The 13,103-nt window shown below is 57.5% G+C and carries 10 protein-coding genes; 3 read left to right on the top strand and 7 right to left on the bottom strand.

Annotated elements, in window-relative coordinates:
* Window positions 1–9 precede the first annotated feature (9 nt).
* The 4 genes from SYN65AY6A5_RS04000 to SYN65AY6A5_RS03985 form a co-directional block, all read right to left on the bottom strand.
* On the bottom strand, window positions 10–1,380 hold the full coding sequence (locus SYN65AY6A5_RS04000) for an ammonium transporter (protein WP_240527655.1): 1,371 nt from the start codon (window positions 1,378–1,380) through the stop codon (window positions 10–12).
* Window positions 1,381–1,683: 303 nt separating this feature from the next.
* The gene (locus SYN65AY6A5_RS03995) at window positions 1,684–3,090 is read right to left on the bottom strand and encodes an ammonium transporter (protein ID WP_099812096.1); all 1,407 of its coding nucleotides are present in this window, start codon (window positions 3,088–3,090) and stop codon (window positions 1,684–1,686) included.
* Between the two features lie 151 nt (window positions 3,091–3,241).
* Window positions 3,242–3,580, bottom strand: a complete 339-nt coding sequence (locus SYN65AY6A5_RS03990) for a P-II family nitrogen regulator (protein WP_011430352.1) — start codon at window positions 3,578–3,580, stop codon at window positions 3,242–3,244.
* 151 nt (window positions 3,581–3,731) lie between these two features.
* Complete coding sequence (locus SYN65AY6A5_RS03985) at window positions 3,732–5,147, bottom strand: IctB family putative bicarbonate transporter (RefSeq protein ID WP_099883946.1); 1,416 nt, start codon at window positions 5,145–5,147, stop codon at window positions 3,732–3,734.
* A gap of 640 nt (window positions 5,148–5,787) precedes the next feature.
* Between SYN65AY6A5_RS03985 and holA the strand changes: the two genes are divergently transcribed.
* Window positions 5,788–6,765: a DNA polymerase III subunit delta gene (holA, locus tag SYN65AY6A5_RS03975; RefSeq protein ID WP_011430355.1), complete on the top strand. Its 978-nt coding sequence runs from the start codon at window positions 5,788–5,790 to the stop codon at window positions 6,763–6,765.
* 86 nt (window positions 6,766–6,851) lie between these two features.
* Here the strand turns inward: holA and SYN65AY6A5_RS03970 are convergent, their stop codons facing one another.
* The 3 genes from SYN65AY6A5_RS03970 to SYN65AY6A5_RS03960 all read right to left on the bottom strand — a co-directional run bounded on the left by SYN65AY6A5_RS03970 (window position 6,852) and on the right by SYN65AY6A5_RS03960 (window position 10,322).
* The gene (locus SYN65AY6A5_RS03970) at window positions 6,852–7,463 is read right to left on the bottom strand and encodes a heme-copper oxidase subunit III (protein WP_011430356.1); all 612 of its coding nucleotides are present in this window, start codon (window positions 7,461–7,463) and stop codon (window positions 6,852–6,854) included.
* A 116-nt stretch (window positions 7,464–7,579) separates the two neighbouring features.
* On the bottom strand, window positions 7,580–9,289 hold the full coding sequence (gene ctaD / locus SYN65AY6A5_RS03965) for a cytochrome c oxidase subunit I (protein ID WP_099883944.1): 1,710 nt from the start codon (window positions 9,287–9,289) through the stop codon (window positions 7,580–7,582).
* Between the two features lie 19 nt (window positions 9,290–9,308).
* Complete coding sequence (locus SYN65AY6A5_RS03960; RefSeq protein WP_099812093.1) at window positions 9,309–10,322, bottom strand: cytochrome c oxidase subunit II; 1,014 nt, start codon at window positions 10,320–10,322, stop codon at window positions 9,309–9,311.
* 542 nt (window positions 10,323–10,864) lie between these two features.
* Between SYN65AY6A5_RS03960 and SYN65AY6A5_RS03955 the strand changes: the two genes are divergently transcribed.
* Together SYN65AY6A5_RS03955 and SYN65AY6A5_RS03950 are read left to right on the top strand one after the other, a co-directional pair.
* Window positions 10,865–11,737, top strand: a complete 873-nt coding sequence (locus SYN65AY6A5_RS03955; protein WP_240530977.1) for a COX15/CtaA family protein — start codon at window positions 10,865–10,867, stop codon at window positions 11,735–11,737.
* Window positions 11,738–11,852: 115 nt separating this feature from the next.
* Window positions 11,853–12,848 (top strand): heme o synthase, encoded by a 996-nt coding sequence (locus tag SYN65AY6A5_RS03950; RefSeq protein WP_011430360.1) that lies wholly within the window; start codon window positions 11,853–11,855, stop codon window positions 12,846–12,848.
* The last annotated feature ends 255 nt before the right edge of the window (window positions 12,849–13,103 follow it).

The following is a 13,103-nucleotide window of genomic DNA, read 5'->3' as shown; positions in this document are numbered from 1 at the left end:
CTGCTCAACTCAACCTTCCAACTCTCCCGAAGCAGTGACAAAGTCAGGGTAGGCAATGTTGCCGTGCTCGCCAATATCCAAGCCGGCCAACTCTTCTTCTGCCGAGACGCGCAGACCGATGGTGCCCTTCAAAATCAAAAACAAAGCCAGACAACAGATAAAAGACCATCCTCCCAGGGCAATAACCCCCAGAATCTGTACCGGCAACACCGCCCAAGTCACCCCCGCTTCCGCATGGGCAAACCACGGGATCCCTGCAGCAATGACCCCCCAAGCGCCGCACACCCCATGTACCGACACCGCCCCCACCGGGTCATCCACCTTCAAGGTGCCCTCGATAAACAGCACCGACAACACCACCAACACCCCGGCCACCGAGCCGATAAGGATTGCCCCCAAAGGATGAACAGTGTTGCAAGGAGCAGTAATGCCCACCAGCCCCGCCAGTGTCCCATTGGCTGCAAACGTCATGTCCGGCTTGGTAAAAATGGCCCAGGAAGTACAGAGAGCGCCGATGGCTCCTGCCGCCCCGGCCAAATAGGTATTGAAAGCAATCCAGCCAATATCAGGAATCGCTGCCGTTGTAGAGCCGGCATTAAAGCCAATCCAGCCCAGCCACAGGATCAACGCCCCCAACATGCCCAAGGGTAAGCTATGCCCGGGAATAGCCCGCGGCTCCCCATTGGGACCATACTTGCCCAAGCGCGGCCCCAACACCAAAGTTCCCGCAAAAGCTGCAGCCCCACCCACCAAGTGCACCACCCCCGACCCGGCAAAGTCAATGTAGCCCAGGTTTTCCAGCCAGCCGGCTGTACCACCGTTGTAGTCGGCAAACAGGCCATTCCAGGCCCAGCCCCCGGAAATCGGGTAGATCGCCCCAGAGATGACGATGGAGTAAATCAAATAAGCCAAAAAGCGGGTGCGTTCCGCCATTGCCCCGGAGACAATGGTGGCAGCGGTGGCGGCAAACACCAGTTGGAAACAGAAGAACGTGAAAGGCCAAGCATCGTTTTGACTGCCGGCTTCAGCTCCCTGTTGCCAGTTGAAAAAAAACCAGTTGGTGCCCAAAAAACCGGCCACATGGGATCCGAACATCAGCCCAAACCCCAAAAACCAAAAAGCGCAGGCCCCGAAGCAGAAGTCCATCAGGTTCTTCAGGACAATGTTGGTAGCATTTTTAGCCCGCGTGAAGCCTGCCTCCACCATGGCAAAGCCCGCCTGCATGAAAAACACCAGCGCCCCGGCCACCGTTGTCCAGACGATGTCGGCGTGGTATTGCTGAGTTTTCAGTAAGGTTTGTAGCTCAGCCCAAGCCTCGGGTGGGAGAGCCTGTTCCAGAGCCGTGAGATCCGTCTGGGCCAGAGCAGGCGGGGCAACCAAACTTCCCAACCCCAGCAAAGCTCCAATCCCCAGCAGGACTTTCCCCCCTGTCCTCAAACCCAAAAGGATCCCCTGCCGAAGACGAGAGAAAACAGTCTCACCTATCTGACTTTTCATCTCGATTCCAAGTCCCACACCTCGATTTTGAGCTATTTCTCCCCTCCTACCCGTAACCACCTACACCAATGCCACCAAATACATCAACAAGCCACAAAAGAGAGGGCCAGACCTGACCCCCTCTCTTGATTTTCAGTCCTGTGTCGCTCAGATCCGACAGCCTCCCGTCGAACCGAGCGCAAAAGCTCAAGCTCCCTCCACCTCGGTGGCAGCAGTAACGAAGTCGGGGTAGGCTATGTTGCCGTGCTCGCCCACATCCAAGCCGGCCAGCTCCTCTTCAGCGCTGGTGCGCAGGCCAACGGTTGCCTTGAGGATCAAAAACAGGATCAAGCAGGTGATAAAGGGCCAGAAGAAATAGGCCAAAGCCCCCACCACCTGCACCCCAAATTGCGCCCAGGTCACCCCTGAATCGGCGTGGGCAAACCAAGGGATCCCGGCTGCCAAGAGTCCCCAAATGCCGCAGGTACCGTGTACCGAGATGGCCCCCACCGGGTCGTCAACCTTCAGCACCGTATCCAAAATCACCACCGAAATCACCACCAGAATCCCGGCCACCGAGCCGATGATCAGAGCACCCAAAGGATGGACGCTATCGCAAGGGGCAGTGATCCCCACCAAGCCGGCCAGGACACCGTTGGCGGCAAAGGTCATATCCGGCTTGCCAAAATGAACCCAAGAGGTGAACATCGCCCCAATTGCTCCAGCCGAAGCTGCCAGCAGCGTATTCATGGCAATCCAGCCAATATCGACAGAGGCTGCAGTGGTGGAACCGGCATTAAACCCGATCCAGCCCAAGGCGAGGATAAACACCCCCAACATCCCCAGCGGCAGGTTGTGGCCGGGAATAGCCCGCGGCTCTCCATTGGGGCCGTACTTGCCAATGCGAGGGCCGAGCACAATGGCGCCTGCCAAGGCCGCAGCGCCGCCTACCAAATGCACCACCCCCGATCCAGCGAAATCAATGTAGCCCAGGTTTTCCAACCAGCCCTTGGTGCCGCCGTTGTAGTCGCCGAACAGCCCGTTCCAGGCCCAACCCCCAGAGATGGGGTAGATTAGCCCAGAAATAACGATGGAGTAGATCAAGTAGGCCAAGAACTTGGTGCGCTCTGCCATCGCTCCGGAAACAATGGTGGCGGCGGTAGCGGCAAACACCATCTGGAAGACAAAGAAAGTAAAGGGCCAGCCATCTGCCTCGTAAGCCTGCTGCCAGCCAAAAGCAAACCAGTCAGTGCCGAAGAAGCCAGTACTTTTGCCGAACATGAGGCCAAACCCGATGAACCAGAAGGCGCAACAGCCCATGCAGAAGTCCATCAAGTTCTTCATCATGATGTTGGCGGCGTTCTTGGCGCGGGTAAAGCCCGTCTCCACCATGGCGAACCCCGCCTGCATGAAGAACACCAAGGCTGCTGCCACGATCGTCCAAACAATGTCAGCGTGTTTCTGAACTGCCTCGGCCTCTTGAGCAAAGGCAGTTCCCTGGCCGAATAGAAAGACCAGCGCAGCCATTAGAGCAGCAGTCAGACTCCACCTGGCCGGTCGCCAGAGCCACTGGGGCACCTGGCTCTTGAGCTTTTGGATCATTGTTGTACTCATGCTTTTGGACTCACCTAAAGGGACAGTACTTCTCAAAAGACGTTACCCGGAAAGTGGGGCAAGAACACCTCATCAGAGATACAGCAAAAGAGACATGCAGCAAACCCCCACAAGGCTCAGGACGGGTAGCCCAAACCCCAAAGATCCCTCCTTACAGGGCATCTTGGTTGAGTTCGCCAGTGCGGATGCGGATGGTTTTTTCGACGGGGCTGATGAAAATCTTGCCGTCCCCAATTTCGCCGGTGCGAGCCGCTGCAATCAGCTTCTCCACCACCGTATCCACCAGGTCATCTTCGACCACGATCTCCACTTTCAGCTTTTGTAGGAACTCTACCGTGTACTCGGATCCCCGGTAACGCTCGGTTTGTCCCTTTTGCCGGCCAAAACCCCGTACTTCACTTACGGTCATGCCGACAATCCCGGCATTGACCAAAGCAATTTTGACCTCATCCAACTTAAATGGCCGGATCACCGCCTCGATTTTTTTCATGTGCCTCCTGCACCCTGAACAGTTCCGCTAATTTCTAACACTACCAACACCTGTGAATTGTAAAAACGGATACATTTTTTATCTCCTACTGAAGATGCTTACCACTCTGGGTTGGCTCCCGTCAAGACTGGAAGGTCAAGCTTAAGCTACCCTAACGGGAGGAAGTCTCCGATGGGGTCTCACCAACATCCACGGGCGGCTGAGGGCTAAGAGAGGCCAAGCTGGCTGTAATGAGCGCTACCGCAAGCCACCACAGCATTTGTACCTGGGGACGATACCAGATGGTATCCACCAAGCCGTGGACCATCATGCCGGTGCAAGCAGCCAAGCCCGCTGCCACCCACAGACCCTGGGGATCCCGCAAGTTGAGCAAAGTTTTCCAGCATCTCCAGCCGTGATCCCAGAGCACCAAGAGGAACCAGGCGAAAGTTAAGGAGCCGATGAAGCCAGTCTCCACGGTGAGCTGCAGCGGCACCGAATAGGCTCCGAGGGCGCTGAAGTTGCCTCGTTGGTAGAGGGGATAGACGCGGTTAAAGGCAACATTGCCGGGGCCGATCCCCAAGATGGGAAAGTCGCGGATCATGTCCAAGACCGCCGCCCAGACATTGAGGCGAAAGTTGTTGCTGGTGTCTAGCCGCCCCCAAAAAAGGCTCTGCACCCGCAGCCGCAGGGAGCGTACCGTCAGGATCCCGAGCAACAGAGCAGCCCCCCCTCCACTCAACAGAACCGGCAAGGCCCAACGCCGCCAACGAGCCGGCAAATCGACAGAATGCCACTGTGCCAACAGCACGGCCATCAGGGTGAGCATGGCCAGCCCCCCAATCCAGGCGCCACGACTGTAGGTGAGCAACAGGCAAATCAGGTTCACCGCCGTCGTAAACCCGGCCAGGAGTTTCGCCCCCCAACTGGGCCAAATCCAAGTGGCGGCCAGCCCCAGAGGAATGACCGGGATCAAGTAGCCCCCATACAGATTTGGATTGCGCAGATAGCTGTACACCCGCGTCAGACCCGCCAAACCCGACTCCGGATCCACCCAGGTGGCCAGTTCCGCTGCCCCATATAAGTATTGCCGCAGGCCATGGATCCCCATCGCCAAGCTGACCAAAAGCAGGGATCCGACGATCCAATCCCGAAACTGCAGTTGGCGAAGCAGACGCTGCAGCAGCAGATAGCCGGCCAGGTAGAGCGTCAACTTCAGCCAGCCCTCCCGCGCTGCATAGGGAACCGGCGAAAGGATCGTGGCCAGGGTGGCAATTCCCCAAAACAGGCCTAGGGGCAGATGGACGGGCAGCCAAGTTGGGGTTTCCACCAGCCAGCCCAAGACCACAAGCGCCGCCATGGCCAGCAAAATCAGACCTAGGATGCCGGTGGAGCTTTGCGCCGAAAAGACCCAATACAGCAGCACCAGGCCCAAACCGATCCAGTCAGAGGTTTGCACCAGTAGGCTGCTTTTGCCCCAACTCCGCAGGGATCCCGACACTCGGCTTAAAAGGCTGCCCTGCCACCAGGACTCGATAGGAAAATCCCGCAGCAGCAGGCCGCGCCACAGTCGCGTTGCTCGTTCCATGGCTCCTTCCAGCGCCCTGGGCACTTGTGCTTCAGGCCTATCTTCCGAGTTTATCTCCCCAGCGAACAGGGGCAAGGGCGGGAAGGCAAGCGGGATCCCCCTTCTAGAACTCGCAGACTCATTGCTAGAGTTAGCTGCCTCGCCGACCTCGAAGCGCCCTTTAGGCAAACGAGGCTAGCGGGTGGGGCTGGGATTTCCCAACCTCTTCAGAGTTGAAAGGGGAAACCCCTGCTCCCAACTGGCCTGCATTGAAGACTTGGGGATTACAATAATGAATTTGCACACGAATAGGCCGGCCTAAACCCAGAGCAGATCCCAGGCAGCGGGCTAAAACCTGCACCTTGAACTCCAGTTCGCCAATGGTGTCCATACGCTTGCAGCCCTCCCTCCAACCCCGTCTCTAAGCCCAGCTTAGGAGAAGATTGATGATAGTTCTTCAGTGGGAATACAGAATTTGCCAAGCTAGATCATGCAAAGCTGGCGTTTTTTTAGAGAGAAAAGAAGCTGAAACTTGGCCAGGCTTTCTCCGGAAGATCCCGGATAAAGATCCGGAACCTGCCGCTGATTAACGTAAGCAAAATAACGCCTAGAGAAACTACGGAAAAAAGCTGGAGACCAAGCTGAGGGGACTTGGGGGAGTATGCCTGTCTACCTTTACTGGGGAGATGACACCTATCGGCTGATGCAGGCGGTGCACCAGTTGCGGGAGCAAGTGCTGGATCCCGACTGGGCCGCTTTTAACTACGATCGCCTGCCGCCGGAGTCCACACTGGCCGGACTTAACCTGGCCATGACCCCGCCCCTGGGATCCAACGCTCGCCTGGTTTGGCTGGAAGAGACGACGCTCACCCAGGATTGTCCGGAAGAGTGGGTAAGGGAACTGGAGCGGACGTTAGCCTCTTTACCCCCCACCACCCATTTGTTGTTGACCACCCGCAACAAGCCCGATGGACGGCTCAAATCCACCAAGCTCCTCAAGCAAGTGGCCCTTGCCCGCGAGTTTCCCCAACTGGCCCCCTGGGATGAAGAGGGTATCCTGAGGCAGGTATACAGCGAGGCCCGGCAGCGGGATCTCAAGCTCAGCCCAGAGGCAGCCCAGAAGTTGGCGGAAGCCGTGGGCAACGACTCCCGCCGCTTGGCGATGGAACTGGAAAAGCTGGCTTTGTTTACGGTCAACCAACGGGATCCCATCTCCCCTGAGCAAATCGAGGCTTTGGTGCCCGCCAGCGCCTACAACAGCTTTCAACTGGCCGCCTCCCTGCGCCAGGGCAACTTGGATCAGGCCCTGCGCATCCTGGCCCATCTTTTGGATCACAACGAGCCGGCCCTGAAGATCCTGGCGGTGTTGGTGGGGCAATTTCGCACCTGGCTGTGGGTAAAGCTATTGCTGGAGGAGGGAGAACGGGATCCCAAAGTCATCGCCCAAAAAGCAGAGATTGCCAATCCCAACCGGGTTTATTTTCTCCAAAAAGAGGTGGGATCCCTAAAAAGCTCGGCGCTGCTGCAGGTGATGCAGCAACTTTTACAACTGGAGTATCAGCTCAAGCAAGGTCAACCGGAGCGAGAAGTGTTTCAAGAGGCTCTGATCCAGATTGTGGCCATTCTCCAGAAATCCTGAGCCTTTTCGTTCAGGGACAGTTCTAGCAACGGGCAGCCTACCCACCGGGATCAGATCCTTCACCAGGGAGGATCCCTCTTCGGAACTCAGAGTAGGTAGAGCAGGATAAACAGCACAATCCAAACCCCATCCACAAAGTGCCAGTAGATCTCAGCAGCCTCGACGCCAAAGTAGTGTTGGGCGCTGTAGTGACCCGGCTTCAGGGATCGCCAAAGCACCGCCAAAATAAACAGCAGCCCCGCCGCCACATGTAGCCCGTGAAACCCGGTCAAGACATAGAAGGTGCTGGCAAACAAGTTGGTGGTAAGGCCAAACTCCAGGTGGCTGTACTCGTAGAGCTGCCCGGCCAAGAAAATCGCACCCATCAGGGCAGTGAGGGCAAACCACAGCCGTAGCCCCTTGACGTTATTGGCCTGGATGGCGGGCTTGGCCTGGTGGATAACCAAGCTGCTGGCGAGCAAAATCGCCGTGTTGATCCCAGGCAAGAGCAATTCCCGCTCCGGCGTCCCTTCCGGCGGCCAGACGGGGGCCGTGAGGCTGTAAGCCAAGTAGGCCATGAACAGGCCCAAGAATAAGCAGCCTTCCGCCACCAAGAACATCAGCAGACCAAAAATGCGATGATCTGGGTGCTCAGCGTGAGCGGTGTGGGCCTGAGTGTGGCCGGCTATCAAGGCATCAGCAGCAAGGGATCCTTGCATATTCTTCTCCACTCAAAAAATAAACCAATCGAACCTTAGAATTCCTGAGACCGTGTGGCCAGCCCAGCCGGGATCAAGACTGGAATGCCCGGTGAGTAGAAGATGGAGACCCCCTGCTAAGAAGAAGTCGTAGGCTTTGCTTCCGCCAACGCCAGCTCCCGCAAGCTCTGCAACTGGGCGGCAAAGTAATCCAAAGTCTCCTTGCTGTGCAGGCCGTAGTCGTAGGGGCCGGTCAGCAGAATGGGATCCCCGTAGAAGTTGTGGGCAGGCGGCGGGGAAGAAGTCGCCCACTCCAGGGTTAGAGCCTGCCAGGGGTTGTCGCCGGCCTTGGGCCCGGCCACCCAGGAGTAGATGGCGTTCACCAAGAAGGGCAGCGTGGAAATGGCTAGAACAAAAGCCCCCACGGAGCTAATCCAGTTGAGGTCGGCAAATTGCGGGTCGTACTGGGCCACGCGGCGGGGCATGCCCATCAGGCCCAGCTTGTGCATCGGCAAAAAGCACATGTTGAAGCCGACAAAGGTCAACACAAAATGCACCCGCCCCCAGAACTCGTTCAGCAGCCGCCCGGTCATCTTGGGGAACCAGTGGTAGATGCCGGCATAGATCCCGAACACGCTGCCGCCAAACAACACGTAGTGTAGGTGGGCCACCACAAAGTAGGTGTCGTGGACGTGGATATCCAGGGGCACTGAAGCGAGGATAATGCCGCTCAACCCCCCAATGACAAACATCGAGATAAAGCCAAGGCTAAACAGCATGGCCGACCGGAAGTGGATTTTGCCGCCCCACAAAGTAGCTAGCCAACTAAACACCTTGATCCCCGTGGGAACAGCAACGGACATAGTGGCAATCATGAAGAACACCCGCATCCAGTCCGGGGTGCCGCTGGTAAACATGTGGTGCGCCCAGACGATCAACCCCAAAAAGCAAATAGCCAAGCTGGAATAGGCGATGGCCTTGTAGGCAAAGATAGGCTTGCGGGCATGCACCGGCAAAATCTCGGAGATGATACCGAAGACCGGCAAGATCATGATGTAAACCGCCGGGTGGGAGTAAAACCAGAACATGTGCTGGTACACCACCGGATCCCCGCCACCGCTGGGGTTAAAAAAGGACGTGCCCGCCAACAGGTCAAAACTCAGCAAGATCAACGCGCCAGCCAAAACCGGTGTTGCAATGAGGGTGAGAACAGACGCTGCTAGCATGGCCCAGCAAAACAGCGGCATGTCCTGCATCCTCATGCCGGGCATGCGCATTTTCAGGATGGTGGTGATGAAGTTAACTGCGCCTAGGATTGAAGACGTCCCCGCCAGCAAGATACTCAGGATCCAGAGCTCTTCCCCCACCTTGCCGCTAACTAAACTCAGAGGCGGGTAGGAAGTCCAGCCAGCAGATGGGGGTTCTAGAAACAAGCTAGCCAAGAGCAAGATCCCAGTAGGCGGAACCAGCCAAAAGGCCACTGCATTGAGCTTGGGAAAGGCCATGTCCCGTGCCCCAATCATCAGCGGCACGAGGTAATTGCCGAAGCCCCCCACCAAAGCCGGCACGATCCACAAAAAGATCATGATCGTGGCGTGCAGGGTAAAAGCGCCATTGTACCGCTCAAAGCCAAGAAAGTCCGCCTCTGGGGTAGCCAGTTCGGCTCGTACTGCTACAGCCAGCGCTCCCCCCACCAAGTAGAAGAAAAAGGTGGTCACCAAATACTGGATCCCGATGACCTTGTGATCCGTAGAGAAGGTCAAGAAGCGCCACCAAGGTTCTGCAGGCGGATCCAGGCTGCCCCTGGGGGCAGCAACGAGGCTAGGATTGCCCTGTAGCTGAGTCATTGCAAAAAAGCTCCTAGTTTCAGCCTGTTCCCGTTCGCGTCAGCAGGACGGAGTCCTTGTGGAGTTTGAGAGAGGTCAAATCCGCAGGCGAGACCCCCAAACGCTGGTGGTGGACTTGGGCAAAAGCCGAAGCAGCCGCAGGGGAATCAGCCGGAGGGTGATGGTGAGTGGGGGGAGAGTCTGCAGCAAGAGCTAGGGCACTGCTATCGCCGCGAGCGGCTAAAAGTTGCTCCTGCTGCCAGCGCTCGAAGTCTTCTGGTCTTTCCACAATCAATTGCGTAGCCATCACCCCGTGGTAGGGGCCGCACAGCTCCGCGCAGATGATGGGGTAAGTCCCCAACTGGGTAGGCACAAACTCCAGGTGGGTCTCTCGGCCTGGAATGAGATCCTGCTTTAGGCGAAATTGCGGCACCCAGAAGGCATGGTTGACATCAAGGGCCGTCATATTCAAGCGCACCCGCCTGTTGAGGGGAAGGTGCAGCTCACTAGTCACCAAGCCCGATTCATAGGTAAACAGCCAACCGTATTGCATGCCCTGCACCTGAACGACCAGATCCGGCTGGCCCATCTCTTTCCCAGGTAGCACCACAGGGGTATAGGCATAGCCCGGCTCCCCTGCCTTGGCTTCCTCGGAAGAGCCCATCCCCATGGCCGCGTGCATATGCCCGCCCACATTGGTGCCTCCGTAAATAGCCTGGTAGACATCTATGCTGGCTAGGCCCAACCAAAGGATGATCAGAGCCGGCACTGCTGTCCACACGATCTCCAACAGCACATTGCCGTGACTGGGATCCCCGTCGCCGTGCTCCCCCCGTCGCTTGCGGTAGCGGATGACACAGTAGAGGAGCACCCCTTCCACCACTAGAAAGATGCCGGTGGCGATGGTGATGGTGCTGTTGAAGAGGCTATCGAAGAGGGGAGCTGAGTTGGCTGCCGCTTCGGGAAGCAGATGGTGATTCTGGCCATACCAGAGGCTGGCCAGGGTCAGCAGAACCCCAATACCCACCAAAATGATGTTACTGAGCGCACTCACGACTGCTCTTCCCCACTGCAAATGCAAGGCACGCCCGCCCTAGACAAAATCTGTTCTGCGAACAGAGCCGAAGCGGGCCACACCCATCCTTCATATCCATTTAGGTCACGGGAGCTGGAGAGGATTGCCCAGGCTTAGGGATCTCTTCAGAATCTTCATCGCTGGGAATTGGTAGAGGGGAGCGGCTTGATTGGCAGGATCGACAGAGCTTCTGGAAGATGAACGATGCATGCAGAGGAGGCGTGGCTCAGCACAAAGAAATTCTTAAAAAGCCTTCGCCAGCCGCAAGTCTGCATTTAGGATCCGTTACAGGGGAGTCAGTCTCCTTGTCTGCCTATAGCTAGATGCTGAGCCAGTTAGACCTCAAAGACCTATTTAAGTTCGCTAACTGAAATGGATAGCTTAAGTATCGATCTCGATTATTTTTTATGCAGATTATTCCGAGCTTGGATTGACTTGCAATAACTTTTTCAACGGCGATGGACTCTTCGATTTCCCAATCTCACGCTCATCCCTTGCCGTCTAGGGAGCTTTCCCTGCGCATGGGGCAAGCCTTGCTGGGTTTAGCAGCGGCCACTTGGCTGTTGATGGGACTGGGCAGTGCCACTCGAGTCATGAATGCTGGCTTATCCTGTCCAGATTGGCCCCTCTGCTATGGAGAGCTTGTCCCCACTGAGCAGATGAACCTGCAGGTGTTTCTGGAGTGGTTTCACCGCCTGGTGGCTGCTGGGGTGGGCTTGGCCACCCTGCTGCTAACGGGGTTTGCCTGGCTGAAGCGCAAGGCCTTGCCCGCTTGGCTGCCCTGGGGCCTGAGCTGGGCTTTTGTCTTGGTCGTGGCCCAAGGGATCCTGGGCGGGCTGACGGTAACGGAGCTGTTGCGCTTTGACATTGTGACGGCTCACCTGGGCACGGGCCTGCTGTTTTTTGCCACGCTGCTCACCTTGGGATTGCTGGCCCTGCCAAGCGTCGCTCCTTCGGAGGAGGGGAGAGCTTCTGTTGGCTACTTGCCCTGGCTCGGCTTGGGGGCAGTGCTGCTGGTGTACGTCCAGAGCCTTCTCGGAGCTTTGGTGGCTTCCCAATGGGCGTTGCACCAGTGCTTAGCTGCTGGCGAGCTGTGCGGGGTGATGAACGGTCACTTGCTGGGGGTGGCTCCGGCCACACTGGCGGTGTTGGTGGTGGCGGTGGCCACAAGTTGGCGACGCCGGCAGCTCCCGCGGATTCTCAAGCTGCTGGGCCATGGTTCGGTGGGCCTTTTGCTGGCGCAAGTAGGGGTTGGCGTTCTTACCTATCGCTACCGGCTGCAGGTGGAGCCCTTGACGGTAGCCCACCAGATGATTGGGGCAGCTTTGCTGGGGTGCTTGCTGGGCTTTACGGTGCTGGCCTGGCGTACGAGCAACAGCCTTGAAAGCCAGTAGGAAGGAAGCTCTCCCCGGAGCCCTCGGAGGGTAGCCGCGGCCGCAGAAATCAACGGCAAGTAGTTCCATGGCAGATATCCTTCAAACCTACCGTCCAGATCCTTGTCAGAACACGGTGACAGGGATCCCTTTTGGCCATCACCAAAGTCTTGCGCAGGTTTTGCGCAGCTATAGCCAGTTGGTGAAGCCGAAGATCATCGCCCTCTTGCTGATGACCACGGCTGGAGCCATGTGGATGGCGGGCAATACGGATCCTTTCAAGTTTGGCGTCACCCTCTTGGGGGGGGGGATGGCGGCGGCAGCAGCCAATGTCATCAACATGGTGTACGACGCCGATATTGATCGGATGATGGAGCGAACCCGCCATCGTCCTTTGCCTTCTGGCCGCATTCGGGCACGCCATGCCCTGAGGTTTGCCGGGATCCTGGCTGTGATGTCCTTTGGCTTGCTGGCCTGTTTTACCAATTTGCTGGCTGCCAGCTTGGCCATGGCGGGGATCCTGGTGTATGTAGGGGTCTATACCCACTGGCTGAAGCGTTCCAGCCCCCAGAACATCGTCATCGGCGGAGCAGCGGGGGCGATCCCCCCTTTAGTGGGCTGGGCAGCGGCTACGGGCGAGCTGAGCTGGGCTGCTTGGGTGATGTTTGCCCTCATCTTTTTGTGGACCCCGCCCCACTTCTGGGCCCTAGCGATTTTAAAGCGAGAAGACTATGCCCGCGCCGGGGTGCCGATGCTGCCGGTGGTGGCCGGAGAAAGGCCGACTGCCGCCCAGATTCTTCTCTACGCCCTGTTGCTGGTGCCGGTCAGTCTACTGCTGGTTTACCCTTTGCACGTGCTGGGATCCTTTTACTTGAGCGCGGCGACCCTGCTGGGATCCCTTCTAATTTGGAAGGCGGTGCAGTTGCTCCAGGAGCCGCACAGCCGGGAGCGGGCAACCTCCCTCTTCACCTTTGCCAACCTCTACTTGCTGCTGTTGTGCGGTGCCATGGGGTTGGACAGGTGGTCGCTGACCCACACCCTTTGGGATCAAGCCCTTGCCTCTCTCCAGGGTGTCTATGCCAGCCTGGGGGCGCTGGCCAACCACCTTGGGGCAATGGGATCCCTGGGTTGACGACTTAACCAATTGACATCCTCCCCGGCCTGAAGGCGGGGGATTCTTACACGGTCGTCGCAAAGGCGTTGTCAAAGCGCCTCTAGACAGTTCCTGAAGGCAAAGCCCCAAGGTTCTGCTGACTTTCTTAAGCAGGTTGGCGGCAGCATTCGCCTCAGCGTTGACCAACCACCCCTTTGCCGTTTGGTACAGGCCCCGCTTGACACGCTTTCCAGAGGGTCTCCACCCGTCGGGTTTTTCACCATAATTAGGTAG

The sequence above is a fragment of the Synechococcus sp. 65AY6A5 genome (assembly GCF_002760415.1).
Classification (GTDB): Bacteria; Cyanobacteriota; Cyanobacteriia; order Thermostichales; family Thermostichaceae; genus Thermostichus.
Note: the sequence above shows the minus strand (reverse complement) of the source record. Positions and strands in the feature narration are given on the sequence as shown.

What these genes read in the sequence shown, in the direction of transcription:
- SYN65AY6A5_RS03995 (WP_099812096.1), bottom strand. Translation starts at nt 3,090, where the DNA reads ATGAGTACAACAATGATCCAAAAGCTCAAGAGCCAGGTGCCCCAGTGG.
- SYN65AY6A5_RS03990 (WP_011430352.1), bottom strand. Translation starts at nt 3,580, where the DNA reads ATGAAAAAAATCGAGGCGGTGATCCGGCCATTTAAGTTGGATGAGGTC.
- SYN65AY6A5_RS03985 (WP_099883946.1), bottom strand. Translation starts at nt 5,147, where the DNA reads ATGGAACGAGCAACGCGACTGTGGCGCGGCCTGCTGCTGCGGGATTTT.
- holA (WP_011430355.1), top strand. Translation starts at nt 5,788, where the DNA reads ATGCCTGTCTACCTTTACTGGGGAGATGACACCTATCGGCTGATGCAG.
- SYN65AY6A5_RS03970 (WP_011430356.1), bottom strand. Translation starts at nt 7,463, where the DNA reads ATGCAAGGATCCCTTGCTGCTGATGCCTTGATAGCCGGCCACACTCAG.
- ctaD (WP_099883944.1), bottom strand. Translation starts at nt 9,289, where the DNA reads ATGACTCAGCTACAGGGCAATCCTAGCCTCGTTGCTGCCCCCAGGGGC.
- SYN65AY6A5_RS03955 (WP_240530977.1), top strand. Translation starts at nt 10,865, where the DNA reads ATGGGGCAAGCCTTGCTGGGTTTAGCAGCGGCCACTTGGCTGTTGATG.